The sequence below is a fragment of the Mycobacterium sp. IS-1496 genome (assembly GCF_001499995.1).
Taxonomy (GTDB): Bacteria; Actinomycetota; Actinomycetes; order Mycobacteriales; family Mycobacteriaceae; genus Mycobacterium.
Genome location: NZ_LQIU01000045.1, coordinates 166,903 through 187,740 on the forward strand (window position 1 = coordinate 166,903; position 20,838 = coordinate 187,740).

14 protein-coding genes are annotated in these 20,838 nt (G+C 71.0%); 13 read left to right on the plus strand and 1 reads right to left on the minus strand.

What is annotated here, in order from left to right; translation table 11 throughout:
• The first annotated feature begins 40 nt into the window (after positions 1–40).
• Positions 41–517 carry a MarR family winged helix-turn-helix transcriptional regulator gene (locus tag AU195_RS20485; RefSeq protein WP_059160872.1) on the plus strand — a complete coding sequence of 159 codons (477 nt, stop codon included), beginning with the start codon at positions 41–43 and terminating at the stop codon, positions 515–517.
• Entirely contained in the window at positions 514–1,752 is a 1,239-nt protein-coding gene (locus tag AU195_RS20490; protein WP_059160873.1) for an MFS transporter, read from the plus strand. Before AU195_RS20485 ends, AU195_RS20490 begins: the two co-directional genes overlap by 4 nt.
• 6 nt (positions 1,753–1,758) lie before the next feature.
• Here the strand turns inward: AU195_RS20490 and AU195_RS20495 are convergent, their stop codons facing one another.
• Positions 1,759–2,355, minus strand: a complete 597-nt coding sequence (locus tag AU195_RS20495; RefSeq protein WP_059160874.1) for an HD domain-containing protein — start codon at positions 2,353–2,355, stop codon at positions 1,759–1,761.
• Between the two features lie 60 nt (positions 2,356–2,415).
• On the opposite strand from AU195_RS20495, the gene recC reads away from it, so the two are divergent.
• From recC to AU195_RS20550, 11 genes are all read left to right on the plus strand, one after another.
• A complete protein-coding gene (recC, locus tag AU195_RS20500) occupies positions 2,416–5,688 on the plus strand; it encodes an exodeoxyribonuclease V subunit gamma (protein WP_059160875.1) in 3,273 nt (1,090 codons plus the stop codon).
• The gene (recB, locus tag AU195_RS20505; protein ID WP_059160876.1) at positions 5,688–9,038 is read left to right on the plus strand and encodes an exodeoxyribonuclease V subunit beta; all 3,351 of its coding nucleotides are present in this window, start codon (positions 5,688–5,690) and stop codon (positions 9,036–9,038) included. Before recC ends, recB begins: the two co-directional genes overlap by 1 nt.
• Before the next feature lie 109 nt (positions 9,039–9,147).
• Positions 9,148–9,468 carry an STAS domain-containing protein gene (locus AU195_RS20510; RefSeq protein WP_059160877.1) on the plus strand — a complete coding sequence of 107 codons (321 nt, stop codon included), beginning with the start codon at positions 9,148–9,150 and terminating at the stop codon, positions 9,466–9,468.
• A gap of 31 nt (positions 9,469–9,499) precedes the next feature.
• The gene (locus AU195_RS20515) at positions 9,500–10,396 is read left to right on the plus strand and encodes an NYN domain-containing protein (protein WP_082703142.1); all 897 of its coding nucleotides are present in this window, start codon (positions 9,500–9,502) and stop codon (positions 10,394–10,396) included.
• Positions 10,393–12,120 carry an exodeoxyribonuclease V subunit alpha gene (recD, locus tag AU195_RS20520; RefSeq protein WP_059160879.1) on the plus strand — a complete coding sequence of 576 codons (1,728 nt, stop codon included), beginning with the start codon at positions 10,393–10,395 and terminating at the stop codon, positions 12,118–12,120. Before AU195_RS20515 ends, recD begins: the two co-directional genes overlap by 4 nt.
• Before the next feature lie 194 nt (positions 12,121–12,314).
• Positions 12,315–12,767: an SRPBCC family protein gene (locus tag AU195_RS20525; RefSeq protein ID WP_059160880.1), complete on the plus strand. Its 453-nt coding sequence runs from the start codon at positions 12,315–12,317 to the stop codon at positions 12,765–12,767.
• The gene (locus AU195_RS20530; protein WP_059160881.1) at positions 12,760–14,562 is read left to right on the plus strand and encodes a sulfatase-like hydrolase/transferase; all 1,803 of its coding nucleotides are present in this window, start codon (positions 12,760–12,762) and stop codon (positions 14,560–14,562) included. The genes AU195_RS20525 and AU195_RS20530 overlap by 8 nt, the downstream gene beginning before the upstream one ends.
• 2 nt (positions 14,563–14,564) lie before the next feature.
• Complete coding sequence (locus AU195_RS20535; protein WP_059160882.1) at positions 14,565–16,928, plus strand: lysylphosphatidylglycerol synthase transmembrane domain-containing protein; 2,364 nt, start codon at positions 14,565–14,567, stop codon at positions 16,926–16,928.
• Between the two features lie 77 nt (positions 16,929–17,005).
• Entirely contained in the window at positions 17,006–18,457 is a 1,452-nt protein-coding gene (locus AU195_RS20540) for an LLM class flavin-dependent oxidoreductase (RefSeq protein ID WP_059160883.1), read from the plus strand.
• 9 nt (positions 18,458–18,466) lie between these two features.
• The gene (locus AU195_RS20545; protein WP_059160884.1) at positions 18,467–19,636 is read left to right on the plus strand and encodes an LLM class flavin-dependent oxidoreductase; all 1,170 of its coding nucleotides are present in this window, start codon (positions 18,467–18,469) and stop codon (positions 19,634–19,636) included.
• Positions 19,633–20,829, plus strand: a complete 1,197-nt coding sequence (locus AU195_RS20550; protein ID WP_059160885.1) for an SfnB family sulfur acquisition oxidoreductase — start codon at positions 19,633–19,635, stop codon at positions 20,827–20,829. The genes AU195_RS20545 and AU195_RS20550 overlap by 4 nt, the downstream gene beginning before the upstream one ends.
• The last annotated feature ends 9 nt before the right edge of the window (positions 20,830–20,838 follow it).

Here is a 20,838-nt window from a genome sequence, read left to right on the forward strand (position 1 = left end):
AGCGCAGTTCGGACTTGGTATCCGGTTATATGCATGTGCTATGCATATAACCGTGCCGCCCTCCCGCTACGACCATCTCGACGAGCTGCTCACCCGGATCCACGTCATCCGGCAGCGGCCCGAGTGGCGGCGGCAACTGCTCGACCACACCGAGCCGGCGACCACGGTCTCGACGCTGCGGGTCCTGCGCGCCGTCGAGCAGTGTGAGACGGGCGGGCGCGGGGCATCCATCGGCGATGTCGCCGAGTACATGGCCGTCGAACATTCGACGGCCAGCCGGACCGTCGGATCCGTCGTCGCCGCCGGGCTGTTGACCAAGACCCTCGCCCCCGACGATCAGCGCCGCTGCGTGCTGGTCCTGACCGATGCCGGGCGCGCTGCGCTGGCCGCCGTGACCGACCGTCGCCGCGAGATCGTCGCCGACGTGGTGTCCGGCTGGCCCGACACCGACGTCGACGCACTGGTCGGACTGCTCGACCGGCTCGTCGTGGACTTCGAACGCGGGGTGCGGGCATGACCGCACAGGCCACCGCGCCGCCGCAGGCCCGCGGCGCGCTCGGGTTGATGTTCGACCCGGTGTTCGGCGCCCTGTTCTGGGGCAAGATGTTCTCGATCGTCGCGGTGTGGACGCACGGCATCATCTCGGCGATCGTCATGTACGAGGCGACCGGTTCGGCGCTGATGGTCGGCCTGGTCGGCGTCGTGCAGTTCGGACCGCAGCTCATCTTCAGCCCGACCAGCGGCAAGTGGGCCGACACCGGCAACCCGGCGCGGCAGATCCTGCTCGGCCGCCTGCTGTGTCTGGTCGGTTCGGGGTCGATCGCGGTGTGGCTGGCCATCACCGAGGAACAGGCCGCGGCGGCGGTGCTGCTCGGCACCCTGCTCGTCGGGATCGGTTTCGTGGTGGGCGGGCCCGCGATGCAGTCGATCGTGCCCAACCTGATCCGCAGCGGCGAACTGTCGACCGCCATGGCGCTCAACAGCATCCCGATGACGATCGGCCGGATGATCGGCCCGGTGATCGGCGCCTACCTGGCCGCGCACCTCGGATACGCCGAGGGATTCGCGGTCAGCGCGGGTCTGCACCTGATCTTCGCGATATTCCTGCTGGTCGTCCGGTTCCCCGCTCCCCCGGTGCGCCGGGAGGGCGCGGACTACCGGGTCCGCGCGGCGCTGAAGTACGTCTGGCACGACAAACCGCTGTTTCTGGCACTGCTGGCGGTGACGACGGTCGGGTTCGCCGCGGACCCGTCGATCACGCTGACACCGTCGATGGCCGACGCGCTCGGCGGGGACACCCGACTGGTCGGGGCGCTGTCGGCGGTGTTCGGCATCGGCGCGGCGCTGGGCATGGCGGTGCTGGCGCTGCTGCGCGGGCGGATCGCGGCCGGGTGGGTGTCGTCGGTCGGGTTGTGGCTGCTGTGCGCCGGGTGCGCGGTGCTGGCGTTCGGGACGGTCACGCCGGTGGCGGTGGCGGGGTTCGCGCTGGCGGGTCTGGGCTTCGGCTGGGCGATGACCGGCCTGAGCACGGTGGTGCAGGAGCGGGCGCCGGAGGAACTGCGCGGCCGCATCATGGCGCTGTGGCTGGTCGGGTTCCTGGGGTCGCGGCCGATCGCGGCGGCGGTGCTCGGCGGGGCGGCCGATGCGGTGAACGTGTTCGTCGCCTTCGGGGTGGCGGCGGTGTCGGTGGTGGGCGTCGCGGCGATATGCCGGCCGTCCGCGCTCACCGGCGGGCTACCGGTCCGGATCTAGGCGGCACTAGACCGTCGCGGCGACCGGCGGGCCGATCTCCTGCTCCAGATCCTGGATCACCCGGGCCAACTCGTCGACCAGCCAGCTCTCACGACGCCGGCGGTACACCTCGAGCAGCGACCTGTAATACCAGAGATGGTCCTGCGGATCGGCCGTGCTGAACCGCTCCCACAGCGGCGGCCCGAGCCGGCGCAGGTCCCGCAGGATCGCCCGCGCGTTGTCGAGCTTGTCGGCCAACGACACCAGGATGGTGCCGTCCGACGCCTTGCCCAGATGGGCGATGTAGTCCTCCTTGCGCTGCCGCCACGGCGGCTTCGGCGTGACCATCGTGTCGCTGCACTCCTCGACGATGTCGGCGACCTCCGCCCCGAACCTGGTCCGGATCTCGTCGAGCGTCTGCTCCCCGCCCTGGTCCTCGGCCGCGTCGTGCAGAAGACCGGCGATCGCCTCGGTCTCGCTGCCGCCCGCCTCGATCACCAGACCCGCCACCGAGAGCAGATGCCCCACGTAGGGCACCTCCCCACCCTTGCGCCGCTGCGTGCGGTGCAACGCCGATGTGTAGGCGAGCGCCTCGTCGAATCGTTCGGTCAGTCGTGTGGCCATACGCGGGGAATGCCCGCCTTGCCCGCGATTAGTCGGACCCGCGCTCTATCGTTTGGACTGATGCCATTCCACGTGCACCGGGCGGAGCGCACCGACCTGCTGGCCGACGGACTCGGCGCCCTGCTGTCCACTCCCCTGGCCGACCCCTTCGCCGAGGAACTCGTGATCGTCCCGGCCAAGGGGGTCGAGCGGTGGCTGAGCCAGCGCCTGTCCCACGTCCTCGGCCGCGGTTCGGGTGACGACGGCGTCTGCGCGGGCATCACCTTCCGCAGCCCGCGGTCCCTCATCGCCCAAATCATGGCGGGATCATCCGGCACCCAGGACGACGACCCCTGGGCCCCCGACAGCCTGGTCTGGCCGCTGCTCGAGGTCATCGACGACAACCTCGACCAGCCGTGGTGCACCACGCTCGCCACCCACCTCGGCCACTTCGAACACGGCGAGGAGAAAGCACTGCGGCAGAGCCGCCGCTACGCCGTCGCGCGCCGCCTCGCCGGCCTGTTCGCCTCCTACGCGCGCCAACGCCCGCAGTTGCTCGTCGACTGGCTCGCCGGCGACGCCGGGGACCTCGACGACGACCTGCACTGGCAACCGCATCTCTGGCGCGCGCTCGCCGAGCGGGTGCCCGTCGACCCTCCCCACGTGAGGCACACCAAAACCGTTGCCCGCCTTCGCGAGTCACCCACCGACCTCCCCGAACGCCTGTCGCTGTTCGGCCACACCCGCCTGCCCGCCACCGAGGTCGAACTGCTCGACGCGCTCGCCACCCACCACGACCTGCACCTGTGGCTGCCGCATCCCAGCGATCAGCTGTGGACCTCGCTGCGGGCCCACCGCGGCCCCATCCGCCGCCGCGACGACACCACCCACCGCGAAGTCGGCCACCCGCTGCTCGCCACCCTCGGCCGCGACCTGCGCGAACTGCAGCGCGGCCTGCCCGCCGACCCGCAGACCGACGAGCACCTACATCGGCCGGCCGGCGACGCCGACCATCCCGACACGCTCCTGGGCCTGCTGCAGTCCGACATCGCCGCCAACGCCGTCCGCCCCGCCGGCCGCCGGCTGCCCGAACACGACCGCTCGGTGCAGGTGCACAGCTGCCACGGCGCCGCACGGCAGATCGACGTCCTGCGTGAGGTGCTGCTCGGCCTGCTCGTCGACGACCCGACGCTCGAACCCCGCGACATCCTCGTCATGTGTCCGGACATCGAGCACTACGCGCCGTTGATCGTCGCCGGGTTCGGGCTGGGCGACGTGGTGCACGGCGCACATCCGGCCCATCGCCTGCGCGTCAAACTCGCCGACCGCGCGCTCACGCAGACCAACCCGCTGCTCGGCGTCGCCGCCCAACTGCTCATCCTGGCCGGTGGTCGCGCCACCGCCACCGAAGTGCTCAACCTCGCCGAGGCGCCGTCGATCCGGGCGCGGTTCGGCTTCAGCGACGACGACCTCGACGCGATCGGCGACTGGGTCCGCGAGGCCAACATCCGGTGGGGCTTCGACCGCGAACACCGTCACCCCTACGGCGTCGACTTCGTCCAGAACACCTGGCGTTTCGGGCTCGACCGGGTGCTCGCCGGGGTCGCGATGTCCGACGACTCGCACGCCTGGCTCGGCACCACCCTGCCCCTCGACGACGTCGGCAGCGACAAGGTCGAACTCGCCGGCCGCCTCGCCGAATACGTCGACCGGCTGCAGCACTGCGTCGAATCACTGAGTGGCACAAGACCTCTGGACGAGTGGCTCGATGCGCTGCGCACCGGCATCGACCAGTTGACCGCGGTCCCCGACGACGACACATGGCAGACCACTCAACTGGAACGTGAATTCGCCGACGTGGTGGCCCAGGCGGGCCTGCGACGCGACACGCTGCTGCGCCTGCCGGATGTGAAGGCGCTCCTGGACCGCCACCTCGCCGGGCGGCCCACCCGCGCGAACTTCCGCACCGGCACGCTGACGGTGTGCACGATGGTGCCGATGCGTTCGGTCCCGCACCGGGTGGTGTGCCTGGTGGGTCTCGACGACGGGGCCTTCCCGCGCCTCGGCGTGGTGGACGGCGACGACGCGCTGGCCCGCGACCCGATGACCGGCGAGCGCGACATCCGCTCCGAGGACCGCCAGCTGCTACTCGACGCGATCGGCGCGGCGACGGAGAAACTCGTCGTCACCTACACCGGCGCCAACGAGTACTCCGGACAGCGCAGACCGCCGGCGGTGCCGCTCGTCGAACTGCTCGACGCGCTCGACGTCACCACCGAGAGCCCGGTGCGCGACATGATCGTCGTCGAACATCCGTTGCAGCCCTTCGACGTTCGCAACGTCACCCCCGGCGCACTAGGGGTGCCCGGCAAACCGTTCACGTTCGACTCGACGGCGCTGACCGCGGCGACGGTCGCGGCAGGCGACCGCGCCGAGCGGCCCGGCCTGCTCACCCATCCGCTGCCCCCGCCACCGGAGGACGACGTCGCGCTCGACGACCTGATCGGCTTCTTCAAGGATCCGGTCAAGGGGTTCTTCCGCGCGCTGGACTTCACGCTGCCGTGGGATGTCGACGCCGTCGAGGACGCGATGCCGGTGGAGATCGACGCGCTGGCCGAATGGCAGGTCGGCGAACGGATGCTCGACGACATGCTGCGCGGCCTCAACCCCGAACAGGCACAACAGGCCGAGTGGCGGCGGGGTTCGCTGCCGCCGGGCCGGCTCGGCTGGCGCAAGGCACAGGAGCTGCGCGATCAGGCCGCCGCGCTCGCCGTCGCCGCACACCGGCACCGCGGACAGCCGCCGCAGGCCTACGACGTCGACGTCCACCTCGGCGGTGGCCGCCGCGTCACGGGCACGATCCCGAAGGTGTACGGCGACCGGACGGTCACCGTCACGTACTCCAAACTCGACGGCCGCCACCTGCTGGGGTCGTGGATCCAGTTGGCGGCGTTGGCCGCCGGGCGTCCGGGCGCCGACTGGGCGGCGGTGTGCATCGGCCGCGCGAAGCGGGGCACCACTCCGCGGGAGCGGATGCTGGGCGCACCGCAGGACGCGACGGGCGTGCTGCGGGACCTGGTGAGCATGTACGACGCGGGACGACGTGAGCCGATTCCGTTGCCGCCGAAGACGTCTTACGCGTGGGCCGAGGCACGCCATGCCCGTGGGGACGCGCAGCGGGAGGCGGGGTTCCGCTGGAAGTCGGGCCGCTACCCCGGTGAGGACGCCGAACCCGCCAATGTGCGGGTGTGGGGGGCGAACGCCTGGCTCGGCACCCTGCTCACCGCCGGCCTCGACGAGTACGCGACCCGCCTGTGGGTGCCGATGCTCGAAGCCGAGAGGGATCCCGACTGATGGACGGTTTCGATCTGCTCGGCCCGCTCCCCGCGCCGCGCACCACGACGGTGCTCGAGGCCAGTGCGGGCACCGGTAAGACGTTCGCGCTCGCGGGTCTGGTGACGCGCTACATCGCCGAGGGTGTCGCGACGCTCGACCAGATGCTGCTAGTGACGTTCGGCCGGGCGGCCAGCCAGGAACTGCGTGAGCGGGTCCGCTGTCAGATGCTCGACGCGCTGGTGGCGTTCGGCGATCCGTCGAGGGTCGGCGACAATCAGCTGGTCGCCCACCTGATCGACGCCCCGGAGGACGAGCGGCAGCTGCGGGCGCAGCGGCTGCGCGACGCGTTGGCCGGTTTCGACGCCGCGACGATCGCGACCACGCATCAGTTCTGCCAGCTCGTCCTCAAATCGCTTGGCGTGGCCGGTGATACGGACACCGGGGTGCAGCTGGTGGAGAGTCTCGACGACCTGACCGCCGAGATCGTCGACGATCTGTACCTCGCGCACTTCGGCCAGCAGCGCGACGATCCGGCGCTGACCCGCGGGGAGGCGCTCGAGCTGGCCCGCGAAGTCGTCCGCAACGCCGGCACCGAACTGCGGCCGCAGCACCCGCCCACCGGCACGGAGGCCGCGGTGCGCGTCGAGTTCGCGACGGCCGTGTGCGCCGAACTCGAGCGACGCAAACGCCGGCTCGGCATCCTGCACTACGACGATCTGCTGTCCCGGCTGGCCAATGCGCTCACCGACACGGACTCGCCCGCCCGCGCCCGCATGCACCGCCGCTGGTCGATCGTGATGGTCGACGAGTTCCAGGACACCGACCCGGTGCAGTGGCAGGCGATCGACCGGGCGTTCACCGGCCGCTCGACGCTGATCCTGATCGGCGACCCCAAACAGGCGATCTACGCGTTCCGCGGCGGCGACATCGTCACCTACCTGCACGCCGCGAGCACGGCCGGGCACCGGCGGACGCTCGGCACCAACTGGCGCACCGACGGTGACCTGGTCGACCGGCTGCAGGTGGTTCTGCGCGACGCCGAGCTCGGCGACTCCGAGATCGTCGTCCGCCCCGTCGAGGCCAGACACGAAGGACACCGGCTCGAGGGTGCGCCGCACAACGACCCCTTCCGCCTGCGCATCGTCTCGCGCGACACCTTCGGCATCCGTTCCGACCGCGTCATCCCGATGGACAAGCTGCGGCCGCACATCAGCCGGGACCTGGCCGCCGACGTCGGCCGGCTGCTGGCCAGCGGAGCGACGTTCTGCGACAAGCGGATCGAGGCCAAGGACATCGCGGTGATCGTCGAGACGCACAAGGACGCCCGCGCCTGCTTCGACGCGCTCTCGGCGGCGGGCATCCCGGCGGTCTACACCGGGGACTCCGACGTGTTCAACTCCCCGGCGGGTGACGACTGGCTGTGCCTGCTCGAGGCGTTCGACCAGCCGCACCGCTCCGGGCTCGTGCGCGCGGCGGCCACCACGATGTTCTTCGGCCGCACCGCCGAAGAACTCGCCGCACGGGGCGACACGTTGACCGACGAGATCGCCGACCGGCTGCGTGAGTGGGCCGATCACGCCCGCGAACGCGGTGTGGCCGCCATCTTCGAAGCGGCGAACATGACCGGGATGGGCAGGCGGGTGCTGTCCTGGCGCGACGGTGCCCGGCACATGACCGACCTCGCACACCTGACGCAGGTGCTGCACGACGTCGCCCATCGCGAACACTTCAGCCTGCCCGCGCTGCGGGACTGGCTGCGCACCCAGCGCGAGGACCGCAGCGGCGCCGCCGAACGCAACCGCAGGCTCGACAACGACGCCGCGGCCGTGCAGATCATGACGGTGTGGGTCAGCAAAGGGCTGCAGTATCCGGTGGTGTACCTGCCGTTCGCGTTCAACCGCAACATCCAGACCCGCGACTGCGTGCTGTTCCACGACGGCCGCACCCGTTGTCTGCACATCGGCGGCGAGGACAGCCCGGACCACGCGCAGGTCGAGCGCCTCGGCCGGAAAGAGGCGGCCGGCGACGACGTGCGCCTCACCTACGTCGCGCTGACCCGCGCGCAGTCGCAGGTGGTGGCGTGGTGGGCGCCGTCGTGGGACGAACCCAACGGCGGGCTGTCGCGGCTGCTGCGGGGCCGCGGGCCCGGGGAGGCCATGGTGCCGGACCGCTGCGACCCGCCCAAAGTCGACGACGCGGACGCGAGGACGGCGTTGCGCGCGTGGGCGGACCTCGGCGGTCCGGTGCTCGAGGACTCCGAGATCGCGCGCCCCGCCGCACCCCACCCGCACGAACACCCAGCGGGGCTGGAGGTGCGGCACTTCCACCGCGGGATCGACACCGCGTGGCGGCGCACGTCGTACTCGGGTCTGCTTCGGGCCGCCGAGGACTCCGGGGGCGGCGGGGTGACCAGCGAACCGGAGGTGGCCGAACTCGACGACGAGATCGTCGACGTGCCGGTGTCCGAGCATGACGACGAGACCGCGGCGGTGCCGTCGCCGATGGCCGCATTGCCGACCGGGGCGAAGTTCGGGTCGCTCGTGCACGCGGTGCTCGAGCACGCCGACCCGTTCGCCGGCGACTTGCGCGCCGAGCTCGAGCGCACGATCCGTGAGCAGGCGGTGTGGTGGCCAGTCGACGTCGCACCCGAGGTGCTGGCCGACGCGCTGCTGCCGATGCACGACACCCCGCTCGGTCCGCTCGCACCGGACGTGACGCTGCGCCAGATCGGATTGCGGGACCGCCTGCGCGAACTGGATTTCGAGTTCCCGCTGGCCGGCGGCGACATCCGTGGGGGCGCACCGGCGATCACGCTGGCCGACGTCGGCCGCCTGCTCGCCGGGCACCTGCCCGCCGACGACGTGCTGGCTTCGTATGTCGACCGGCTCACCGATCGGGCGCTGGGCGGCCAGTCGCTCAAGGGTTACCTGACGGGGTCGATCGACGCGGTGCTGCGGGTGGGCGGCCGCTACGTGGTGGTCGACTACAAGACGAACTGGCTCGGCGAACCCGAATCCCCGCTCACATCAGCTGATTACAGCCGGTCCCGCATGGCCGAGGCGATGCTGCACTCGGACTATCCGCTGCAGGCGCTGCTGTATTGCGTTGTGCTCCATCGCTTCCTTCGATGGCGGCAGCCGGGTTACGACCCGACCGAGCACCTCGGCGGGGTGCAGTACCTGTTTCTGCGCGGGATGTGCGGGGCGTCGACGCCGACGGCGGACGGGCATCCGGCGGGGGTGTTCACCTGGCAACCGCCCGCGGCGTTGGTCGTCGCGCTGTCGAATCTCCTCGACGGCAAATATGACGTCTCGGCGCCCGCAGTTGCGGTGACGGGGGGTCACCCGCGTAGGGTTGGCGAAGGTTGATGAACCAGCCGCGGCATGTCGCACGGATCGGGTAGTGGAAACCCGCACGCAGACGCCGCCCCCCATACTTTCTTCCGCGCCCGCAGGCGCAGTCTCGGAGCCAGCTCTCATGCCTTCCATCGATCATCTGACGTTCACCACCGAATGGCTCGCCCCGTTCGAGGTCCGCATCACCGTCGCCGGGTCCATCGACGCGTCGAACGCCGCGGACCTGCAGGAGTACGTGCTGCGCCGTGGCGCGAACTCGCGCCGCCTCACCCTCGACCTGACCCGCGTCGACTTCCTGTCCACCGCCGGGTTCTCGGTGCTGTGCACGATCAGCGAACGCTGTGTGCGCGCCGATGTCGAGTGGGCGGTGGTCAGCAACCCCACCGTGCGCCGCGTGCTCGAGATCTGCGATCCGCACGTGACACTGCCGCAGGCTTGCTGACTACCGGTGCCCGATACGCGACACTGAACGGGTGACGGAACCGGGTGCCACACGCGTCGCGGTCTACCTCGACTTCGACAACATCGTCATCTCGCGGTACGACCAGGTCAACGGGCGCAGCTCGTTCCAGAAGGACAAGACCAAGGACGCCGACGACTTCGCCGAGAAGCTCACCCGCGCCACCGTCGACATCGGCGCGGTGATCGACTTCGCCTCGTCGTTCGGCACCCTGGTGCTCACCCGCGCGTACGCGGACTGGTCCTCCGACGTCAACGCGAACTACCGCGGTCAGCTCGTGGCCCGCGCCGTCGACCTGGTGCAGCTGTTCCCGGCCGCCGCCTACGGCAAGAACGGCGCCGACATCCGCCTGGCCGTCGACGCGGTCGAGGACATGTTCCGGCTGCCCGACCTGACCCACGTCGTCATCGTCGGCGGCGATTCGGACTACATCGCGCTGGCGCAGCGCTGCAAACGGCTCGGCCGCTACGTCGTCGGCATCGGGGTGGCCGGTGCGTCGAGCCGGTCGCTGGCCGCGGCCTGCGACGAGTTCGTCACCTACGACGCGCTGCCCGGCGTCCCGGTGCCCCAGCCCGAGCCGCCGCCCGCCGAGGCCGGCGGTGAACCCAAGAAACGCACGCGGCGCCGCAAGACCGACACCGATTCCGACTCCGACGAGCCCGACCCGCAGATCGCCGCCACGGGTCTGCTCGCCCGCGCACTGCAGATCGGCCTGGAGAAGGACGACGCCGACTGGCTGCACAACTCCGCGGTCAAGGCGCAGATGAAGCGGATGGACCCGTCGTTCTCCGAGAAGTCGCTGGGCTTCAAGTCGTTCAGCGATTTCCTGCGCTCGCGCCAGGACCTCGTCGAACTCGACGAGAGTTCGACCACCCGCATGGTGCGCCTCCGGTCCCCCGGCGGGTCATGAGCGTCGCGACCCCCGCCGCGACCGGACTGCTTCGCGCGTTCACCGACGCCGAGGTGTTCGAACCCGCCGACGTGCACGTCGCGCAGCGGCTCACCGAAATGGCCGGCGAGTCAGAGCAGTCCGTGGCGCTCGCCGTCGCGTTCGCGGTCCGCGCCCTGCGCAACGGGTCCGTCTGCGTCGACCTGAAATCGGTCGCCGCCCAGGTCGCACTGCCCGACCTGCCCTGGCCTGACCCAGAGGCGTGGGTGGCGGCCGTGCGGGCCAGTCCGTTGACCGGCACCCCGCCGGTGCTGCGGCTCCACTCCGGTTCTTCCGGTGACCTGCTCTACCTCGACCGCTACTGGCGCGAAGAACAGCAGGTGTGCGACGACGTCCTCGCGCTGCTGGAGTCGGCGCCGCCCGGTGAGGTGCCGGGCCTGGACCGCCTGTTTCCCGCCGCGGACTTCCCCGAGCAACGCGTCGCCGCGGAAATCGCGCTGTCGCAATCGCTCACCGTGCTGACCGGCGGCCCCGGCACCGGCAAGACGACGACGGTGGCCCGGCTGCTGGCGCTGCTCGCCGAACAGGCCTCGTTGCAGAACCGGCCGCCGCTGCGCATCGCGTTGGCCGCCCCGACCGGCAAGGCCGCGGCGCGTCTGCTCGAGGCCGTGCACCTGCAGATCGCCGAACTCGACGCCGTCGACCGTGACCGACTGCCCGAGCTGACGGCCTCGACGCTGCACCGGCTGTTGCAGCGGCGTAGGGACAACGCGTCGCGGTTCCGCCACCACCGGGAGAACCGGCTGCCCCACGACGTGATCGTCGTCGACGAGACCTCGATGGTGTCGCTGACGCTGATGGCCCGGCTTCTCGAGGCCGTGCGGCCCGACAGCCGGTTGCTGCTCGTCGGCGACGCCGACCAGTTGGCGTCGGTGGAGGCCGGGGCCGTGCTGGCCGACCTGGTCGACGGGCTGGGCGCGCGCGACGACGTGCGGATCGCCCGGCTGGTCACCTCCCACCGCTTCGGCGCGCCGATCGGGGCGCTCGCGTCGGCGATCCGGGAGGGGCGGGCCGACGACGTGATCGCGCTGCTGCGCGACGGCGGACGCGAGATCGAGTGGGTCGACACCGACAACCCCGGTGAGCAGCTGCGCAAAGTGCTTGTGCCGCATGCGTTGCGGCTGCGCGAGGCGGCGATCCTCGGTGACGCGCGGACGGCGCTGGCCACGCTCCACGAGCACCGGCTGCTGTGCGCGCACCGGCGCGGACCGTACGGCGTGCGGTACTGGAACCGGCAGGTCGAGCGCTGGCTCACCGATGCGACCGGTGAACCGATCTGGTCGGACTGGTACGCCGGGCGGCCGCTGCTGGTCACCGCGAACGACTACGGGCTGCAGCTCTACAACGGCGACACCGGGGTGACCGTCGTGCGCGACCACGGGTTGGCGGCGGTGGTGGGCGCGGGCGCCGGGCCGGTCGAGTTCTCGACCAGCCGGCTCGCCGACGTCGAGACCGTGCACGCCATGACGATCCACAAGAGTCAGGGCAGCCAAGCGCAGGAGGTGACCGTGCTGCTCCCCGACGAGGAGTCCCGGTTGCTGACGCGCGAGCTGTTCTACACCGCGGTCACCCGCGCGAAGACGACGGTGCGGGTGGTCGGTTCGGAGGCGGCGGTGCGGGCCGCGATCGAACGGCGCGTGGTGCGGGCCTCGGGTCTGGCCGACCGGTTGAGCGCCGCGGACTGATATCACCGGTGATGCGCCTGCCCGGCCGGCAATGCCGTCGCAAATCCGATATCGCGGGTGATAGCTGATAGCACCGGCGATATCGCTTTTCGCAAAGCATCGTCCTTCCCGGAGGCGCTGCGCGCTCGCCACCTCGGGAATCGACTCGCCCGTTCCTGCTGACCATCGCGCACCCCGCACCGTAGGGTGGCCGTGTGGTGGCCCAGATCAGTCGTCGCCGGATCGTGCGCGCCGACACGCAGACGGTGTGGGCGGTGCTCGCCGATTTCGGGGCGATCCACGACTGGCTTCCCGGCGTCGACCACTCGTGCGTGTTGAGCACCGCCCCCGGCGGCCCTGTCGGCACCACGCGCCGCGTGCAGATGCGCCGACTGACCCTGGTCGAGACGATCACCGAGTTCGACGCCCCGACCACCCTGGCCTACGACATCGCTGGCTTCCCAAGCTGGGTGCGCCGCCTCAACAACCGGTGGACGCTGCAGCCCGCAGGCCCGGACGCCACGACAGTCGCCGTCACCACCACCGTCGACCTCGGGCCCGGCCGGCTGCGCGCACTGGCCGCGCACCTGGTGTGCCTGCTGATGGCGAAATCGTCCGACACCATGCTCGCCGGCCTCGCGACGCGATCGGAGTCCACCCATGTCTGAGCCCAAGCCCGACATCGTCATCCTGATGACCGACGAGGAACGCGCGGTCCCGCCGTACGAGGCGCCCGAGGTGATGGCGTGGCGCCGCCGCGCGCTGCCCGGCCGCACGTGGTTCGACGAGCACGGCGTCAGCTTCGCCCACCACTACACCGGATCGCTGGCCTGCGTGCCCAGCCGCCCGACGATCTTCACCGGACAGTTCCCCGATCTGCACGGCGTCACCCAGACCGACGGCATCGGCAAGACGTACGAGGACTCCCGGATGCGGTGGCTGCGTGGGGGTGAGGTGCCGACACTGGGCAACTGGTTCCGCGCCGCCGGCTACGACACCCACTACGACGGCAAGTGGCACATCTCGCATGCCGACGTCACCGACCCGGCCACCGGGCTGCCACTCGACACCAACGACGACGCCGGGGTGGTCGACCCGGACGCGGTGCAGCGCTACCTCGACGCGGATCCCTTGGCGCCGTACGGGTTCTCCGGCTGGGTGGGACCCGAACCGCACGGAGCGGCGTTGTCCAACAGCGGGTTTCGCCGCGACCCGCTGATCGCCGAGCGGGTGGTGGCGTGGCTGGAGGACCGCTACGCGCGCAGGAGGGCCGGTGACGCGGACGCGCTGCGGCCGTTCCTGCTGGTGGCCAGCTTCGTCAACCCGCACGACATCGTGCTGTTCCCGCAGTGGGTGCGGCGCAGCCCGGTCAGGCCCTCACCGCTGGACCCGCCGCACGTGCCCGCGGCGCCCACCGCCGACGAGGACCTGTCGGCGAAGCCGGCCGCGCAGATCGCGTTCCGCGAGGCGTACTACTCCGGCTACGGCCCCGCGGCGGTGATGGAGCGCACCTACCGGCGCAACATCCAGCAGTACCGCGACCTGTACTACCGCCTGCACGCCGAGGTGGACGGTCCGCTGGACCTCGTGCGCCGCACGGTCGTCGAGGGTTCGCGCGATGCGGTGCTGGTCCGCACCGCCGACCACGGCGACCTGCTGGGCGCGCACGGCGGCCTGCACCAGAAGTGGTTCAACCTCTACGACGAGGCGACGCGCGTCCCGTTCGTCATCGCCCGGACCGGTTCTCATGTCACGGCGGCGCGCACGGTGAGCGCACCCACCTCGCATGTCGACCTCGTCCCGACGCTGCTGGGCGCCGCCGGCGTCGACGTCGACGCCACGGCGGCCACACTCGCCGAATCGTTCTCCGAGGTCCATCCCCTTCCGGGGCGCAACCTGATGCCGGTGGTCGACGGCGCCGCGCCCGACGAGGACCGCGCGGTGTACCTGATGACCCGCGACAACATGCTCGAAGGCGACAGCGGCGCATCGGGTCTGGCCCGCAAGCTCAAGCGCACCGTCAATCCGCCGGGCCCACTGCGGATCCGGGTGCCCGCACACGTGGCGTCGAACTTCGAGGGACTCGTCACCCGGGTCGACGGCCACCTGTGGAAGCTGGTGCGCAGCTTCGACGATCCCGCCACCTGGACCGAACCGGGCGTGCGGCACCTGGCCGCCAACGGCCTGGGCGGCGAGGCGTACCGCGCCAGCCCGCTCGACGACCAGTGGGAGCTCTACGACCTCACCGACGACCCCACCGAGGCCGTCAACCGGTGGGCCGACCCCGACCTGCACGAGCTGCGCGCGCACCTGCGGCAGCAACTCAAACTCGTCAGGACCGAATCGATACCGGAGCGCAATCAGCCGTGGCCGTACGCCGTCCGACGCCCACCCACCGGACAGGCCCGGGTCAGCCTCGTCCGCCGGGCGCTCGGACGCCTGGGGGTCGGCGCCGCGGTTTGAGTATGCGAGTCGACGGGCGGGAGATCGCCGTAACGGGCAGCCTGCTGCTGCCGCTGACTCGACGCACCAACGACATCCTGCGCCTGGCCTTGGCGACAGTGCTGTTGGCCGTCGTGATCACCAGTTCGTTCATCACCCGCTACGAGTGGAGCGCGCTCGAACAGTCGATCTCCGAGATCGTCGGGGTGCTCACGCCGACGCAGTCCAACCTGGTCTACCTCGCCTACGGCATCGCGATCCTGGCGCTGCCGTTCGTGATCCTGGTCGGGTTGATCGTCGTGCGGCAGTGGCGGTTGCTCGGCGCGTTCGCCGCGGCCGGGCTGATCGCGACGCTGTCGTTGTCGATCACCGGTAACGGGATAGCCGCGCCGACTTGGCATTTCGACCTGTCCGGGCGGCTCGACACGCTGCTGTCGCAGATCCTCGACGATCCGCGGTGGATCGCGATGCTCGCCGCGGTGCTCACGGTGTCGGGGCCGTGGGTGCCCGCACGGTGGCGGCGCTGGTGGTGGGCCCTGCTGCTGGCGTTCGTGCCGATCCATCTGGTGGTCAGCGCCGTCGTCCCGGCCCGCTCGCTGCTGGGACTGTCGGTCGGCTTCTTCGTCGGGGCGCTGGTGGTGCTGGTGGTGGGCACGCCCGCCCTCGAGGTGCCGCTGGCCGACGCGGTGCGGGCGTTGGCGCGGCGCGGATTCGAGGTGACCGCGCTGACGGTCGTGCGGCCCGCCGGCCGCGGCCCGCTGGTGATGACCGCCGACACCGCGGGCCCCGGCCACGCGACCGTCCACATGTACGGGCCGAACCAGCGCAGTGGCGGCGCGGTGCGCCAGGTCTGGCGCAAGCTGCGGCTGCGGTCCTCGGAGACGGCGCCGTTGCAGGCCTCGCTGCGGCGCGCCGTCGAGCACCGGGCGCTGATGGCGATCGCGATCGGCGAGGCGGGGCTGGCCAACACGTCGTCGGTGGCGGCGGCGACGCTGGCGCGCAGCTGGGCGCTCTACGCGCACGACGCGGTACATGGTGTGCCGCTCGACGACAGCACCCCGCCGCAGAAGGTGTGGGAGGCGTTGCGCGACCTGCACGCCGGCACGATCTCCCACGGCGACCTGCGGGCGGCGGAGATCACCGTCGACGACGGCGCGGTGCTGTTCGGCGGCTTCGGGTACGCCGAATACGGTGCGACGGACGGGCAGCTGCAGACCGACGTCGCGCAGCTGCTGTTGACCACCGCCCACCTGCACGGCGCGGAGCGGGCGGTCGCCGCGGCGATCGAGGTGCTCGGCGCGGAGGCCGTTCTGGTCGCGTCGCGGCGTCTCACCAAACACGCAGTGGGCGGGCGGTTCTGGAAACTGCTGCCCGATGCGCGCGCCGTCGCCGCGGCCACCCGCGAAGAGGTGATGCGGCAGACCGGAACCGACAGCATCAGCACCGAGAACATCACGCGGTTCAGCCGCAACCAGATCATCCAGCTGGTGCTGATCGGCGCGCTGGTCTACGTCGCCTACCCCTTCCTCACCGCCGTGCCGACGTTCTCCAACGAGCTGCGCAACGTCAACATGTGGTGGGCGCTGCTTGGTCTCGCGGTGTCGGCGCTGAAGTATCTGGGCGCCGCGGCCGCGCTGTGGGCGTGCGCCGACGGGCTGGTGACCTTCCGGCATCTGGCGCTGATGCAGGTGGCGAACACCTTCGCGGCGACCACCACCCCGGCCGGGGTCGGCGGGCTGGCGCTGAGCACCCGGTTCCTGCAGAAGGGTGGGCTCGGCGCGGTGCGGGCCACGACCGCGGTGGCGTTGCAGCAGTCCGTGCAGGTGGTCACCCACATCACGTTGCTGATCGTGTTCAGCTTCGTGGCGGGCGCGTCGGCGGACCTGTCGAAGTTCGTCCCGTCCACCACGCTGATCTATCTGATCGGCGGGGTGTTGCTCGGCCTGGTCGGGGTGTTCCTCGTGGTGCCGAGCCTGCGGCAGTGGGTGCTCACGACCGTGCGGCCGAGGCTGGTCGAGGTGCTCCAGGACTTCCGCGACCTCGCTGCCGAACCGCAGCGGCTGGCGCTCATCGTGCTGGGTTGCGCGGCAACGACATTGGGGGCCGCGTTCGCGCTGTGGGCCAGCATCGAGGCCTTCGGCGGGGACACCTCGTTCGTGACGGTGACCGTGGTGACGATGGTCGGCGGCACGCTGGCCTCTGCGGCGCCCACCCCGGGCGGTGTCGGCGCGGTCGAGGCGGCGCTGATCGGCGGGCTGGCGGCGTTCGGGGTGGCCGCGGCGGTGGCGGTGCCCGCGGTGCTGCTCTACCGGGTGCTGACGTGCTGGCTGCCGGTGTTCATCGGCTGGCAGGTCATGCGGTGGCTGACCCGCCGGGAGATGATCTAGCGGGTCGTGCGGCGCGGCCCAGAATCGTGCTGAGTCGAACCCGTGACCACGCCACGCGCTTAGGCAACGATTTCGCGGTGACTCGTGTGATCCGCTTCAACGCCTTCGACATGAACTGCGTCGCCCACCAGTCCCCCGGGCTGTGGAAGCACCCCGAGGACCAGTCCTGGCGCTACAAGGACCTGCACTACTGGACCGAACTGGCCAAGCTGCTCGAACGCGGCCGCTTCGACGGCCTGTTCATCGCCGACGTGCTGGGCACCTACGACGTGTACGGCGCCAGCGACGAGGCGGCGATCCGCCAGGCCGCGCAGGTTCCGGTCAACGATCCGCTGCTGCTGGTGTCGGCGATGGCGTACGTCACCAACGACCTAGGCTTCGGCATCACCACCGGGACGGGCTTCGAGCACCCCTATCCGTTCGCCCGGCGGCTCTCGACGCTCGACCACCTCACGAACGGCCGCATCGGCTGGAACGTCGTCACCGGCTACCTGCCCGCCGCCGCCCGCAACATGGGCCAGACCGACCAGCCCGCCCACGACGCCCGTTACGACCACGCCGACGAATACCTCGAGGTCCTCTACAAGCTGTGGGAGGGCTCGTGGGAGGACGACGCCGTTCTCCGGGACGCCGGGCGCGGCATCTTCACCGATCCGGCCAAGGTGCACCACATCGGCCATGAGGGAACGCATTTCACCGTCCCGGGCATCCACCTGTCCGAACCGTCGCCGCAGCGCACCCCGGTCATCTACCAGGCCGGCTCCAGCCCGCGCGGGGTGCGGTTCGCCGCCGAGAACGCCGAGGCCATCTTCACCGCGGCCCCCACCAAGGCGCTGCTGCGCGAGACGGTGACGACCATCCGCCGCGAACTCGAGATCGCCGGCCGCGACCCGTACGCGGTGAAGATCTTCAACCTGTCAACGGTGATCACCGCCGAGACCGACGAGGAAGCCCACGCCAAGCACGCCGAGTACCTGTCCTATGGCGACGCGGAGGGCGCGCTGACGTTCATGTCCGGATGGATGGGCGTCGACCTGGCGCGCTTCGGGCTCGACGAACCGGTCGGCAACGTCGACTCCAATGCGATCCTGTCGGCGGTCGCGGCGTTCCAGTCCGCCGACCCCGACGGCCGAGAGTGGGCCGTCCGCGACATCGCCGAGTGGGGCAAGATCGGCGGCATGGGCCCACGCATCGTGGGTTCCGGTGTCTCGGTTGCCAATACGATCCAGGAGTGGGTCGAGGAGACCGACGTCGACGGGTTCAACCTCGCCTACGCCGTCACGCCCGGGTCGTTCGCCGACTTCGTCGACCACGTCGTGCCGGTGCTGACCGCCCGCGGCGCCTACCAGTCGTCCTACGCGCCGGGAACGCTGCGCAACAAGCTGCTCGGACGCGGCGACCGGCTGCCCGAGGAGCACCGCGGCTCCCGCTACCGTGTCGGCGGACCGGCCTCCACCATCATCGACCGGCCATCGACCGTGCCGTCGTCAGCGGCGTCGGCGGCATCCCAGCCGACCCGCGGCCGTTAGGAGTTCGTCGTGACCATTCAATTGCACTGGTTCCTGCCCACCTACGGGGACAGCCGCCTGATCGTCGGTGGCGGCCACGGCATGCCCGCCGGCGCTGCGCACGGCGACCGCGACGCCTCGATCGACTACCTGGGCTCGATCGTGCGCGCGGCCGAGTCGTTCGGCTTCACCGGTGCGCTGATCCCGACGGGCGCGTGGTGCGAGGACGCGTTCATCACCGCCGCGTTGCTGGCCCGCGAGACGACGTCGCTGGCGTTCCTCGTCGCCTTCCGCCCCGGCCTGGTCAGCCCGACGCTGTCGGCGCAGATGGCCGCGACGTTCGCCCGCCACGCCCCTGGGCGCATCCTGCTCAACGTCGTCGTCGGCGGCGAGGCGCACGAGCAGCGTGCGTTCGGCGACCACCTCGACAAGGACGGCCGCTACCAACGCTGCGACGAGTTCCTCGACGTCGTGCGCCGCCTGTGGGCGGGTGAGACGGTATCGCTCGACGGTGAGCACATCCAGGTCGAGAACGCGGCGATCCCGACGCTGCCGAACCCGGTGCCGCCGTTGTACTTCGGTGGCAGCTCGGCCGCCGCGGGCCCCGTCGCCGCCAAGCACTCCGACGTCTATCTGACGTGGGGCGAACCACCGGCGGCGGTGGCCGAGAAGATCGCGTGGATCCGCGGGCTGGCCGAAGCGGAGGGCCGCCAGGTCCGCTTCGGGATCCGCCTGCACACCATCTCCCGCGACACCGCCGACGAGGCGTGGCAGCAGGCCGACAAGCTGGTCGCCGCGCTCGACGAGGAGACCGTGCGCAAAGCACAGGAAGGGTTGCACCGCAGCCAGTCCGAGGGCCAGAAGCGGATGCTCGCCCTGCACGAGGAGAACCGGCGCAACGGCAGCTGGAGCGACGCCCGCACCCTCGAAGTGGCCCCGAACCTGTGGGCGGGCGTAGGTCTGGTGCGGGGCGGCGCGGGCACGGCGCTGGTCGGCAGCCACGCCGAGGTGGCCGACCGGATCACCGAATACGCCGAGATCGGTATCGACGAGTTCATCTTCTCCGGCTATCCGCACCTCGAGGAGTTGTTCTGGTTCGGTGAGGGCGTCGTCCCGATCCTGCGCGAGCGCGGGCTGTTCAAGGGCCAGGCCTCATCGGCGTCCCCGGCGCACATCCCGTTCATCGGCGCAACGCGATGACGGTGATCGCCTCCGCGGACGACGCGCTGGACGTCGCGGCGAAGCTGTCCGCCGAGTTCGACGCCGAGGCCTCCGCTCGCGACACCGAGCGGCAACTCCCGCACGAACAGGTACGCGCACTCAAAGAGTCCGGTCTGCTGGCGATTTCGGTGCCGGTCGAGCACGGTGGCATCGACGCGCCCGCGACCGTACTGGCCGAGGTGTTTCGGCTGATCGCCCACGCCGACCCGTCCTTGTCACAGATCCCGCACTCGCACTTCGTGTTCCTCGAGGCACTGCGGTTGCAGGGCACCGCCGATCAGCAGGCCTACTTCTACCGGCAGGTGCTCGACGGGGCGCTGCTGGCGAACGCGCAGTCCGAACGGGGGCCGCATCCGATCGACGTCGACACCACGACGCTGACCGGGCTGCCGTCGGGTGACTACGTGTTGACGGGACGCAAGTTCTACTCGACGGGTGCGCTGTTCGCGGACTGGGCGGTCGTGCGGGCGTCGCTCGACGACGGGTCGGTGCCGACGGCGTCGACGCCCAAGGCGGTCGCATTCGTTCCGCGCGACGCCACCGGGGTCGAGATCGTCGACGACTGGGAGGGCATGGGTCAGCGGACGACGGCGTCGGGAACGGTGACGCTGACCGACGTCGCGGTGCCCGCCGAACACGTCGTGCCGTTCTCGCCGATCTTCTCCGAGCCGACGACCTACGGCGCGCGAGCGCAGTTGCTGCACAGCGCAATCGACGTCGGCATCGCGACGGGTGCGCTGGCCGCCGGGGTGCGCCAGGCCGAGCGGGCCCGCCCACACTTCGAGGCGAACGTCGCGACGGCGGTCGACGATCCGACGCTGATCCAGGCGGCCGCCGAGTTGACCGTGACGGTCCGTGGGGCGCAGGCGCTGCTCGTCGAGGCGGCGCGGGCGGTGGACACCGCCACCGAGCATCTGACCGAGGAGTCGGCGGCCGCGGCGTCGGTGGCCGTGGCCGTCGCGAAGGTGGCCGCGGTGCGCGCGTCGCTGGAGGCGTCGACCGGGCTGTTCGAATTGGGCGGTACGCGAAGCGCTTCGGTGTCGGGCAACCTGTCCCGCTACTGGCGTGACGCGCGCACCCACACGCTGCACGACCCGGTGCGGTGGAAGCTGCAGCACATCGGCCGCTACACGCTGTCGGGCACGCACCCGCCCCGCCACGGCCAGATCTGATTCCCGCGT

Bases quoted from the DNA above. Each gene is read 5' to 3' on its own strand.
- AU195_RS20485 (WP_059160872.1), top strand. From the start codon at position 41: ATGCATATAACCGTGCCGCCCTCCCGCTACGACCATCTCGACGAGCTG.
- AU195_RS20490 (WP_059160873.1), top strand. From the start codon at position 514: ATGACCGCACAGGCCACCGCGCCGCCGCAGGCCCGCGGCGCGCTCGGG.
- AU195_RS20495 (WP_059160874.1), bottom strand. From the start codon at position 2,355: ATGGCCACACGACTGACCGAACGATTCGACGAGGCGCTCGCCTACACA.
- recC (WP_059160875.1), top strand. From the start codon at position 2,416: ATGCCATTCCACGTGCACCGGGCGGAGCGCACCGACCTGCTGGCCGAC.
- recB (WP_059160876.1), top strand. From the start codon at position 5,688: ATGGACGGTTTCGATCTGCTCGGCCCGCTCCCCGCGCCGCGCACCACG.
- AU195_RS20510 (WP_059160877.1), top strand. From the start codon at position 9,148: ATGCCTTCCATCGATCATCTGACGTTCACCACCGAATGGCTCGCCCCG.
- recD (WP_059160879.1), top strand. From the start codon at position 10,393: ATGAGCGTCGCGACCCCCGCCGCGACCGGACTGCTTCGCGCGTTCACC.
- AU195_RS20530 (WP_059160881.1), top strand. From the start codon at position 12,760: ATGTCTGAGCCCAAGCCCGACATCGTCATCCTGATGACCGACGAGGAA.
- AU195_RS20535 (WP_059160882.1), top strand. From the start codon at position 14,565: ATGCGAGTCGACGGGCGGGAGATCGCCGTAACGGGCAGCCTGCTGCTG.
- AU195_RS20550 (WP_059160885.1), top strand. From the start codon at position 19,633: ATGACGGTGATCGCCTCCGCGGACGACGCGCTGGACGTCGCGGCGAAG.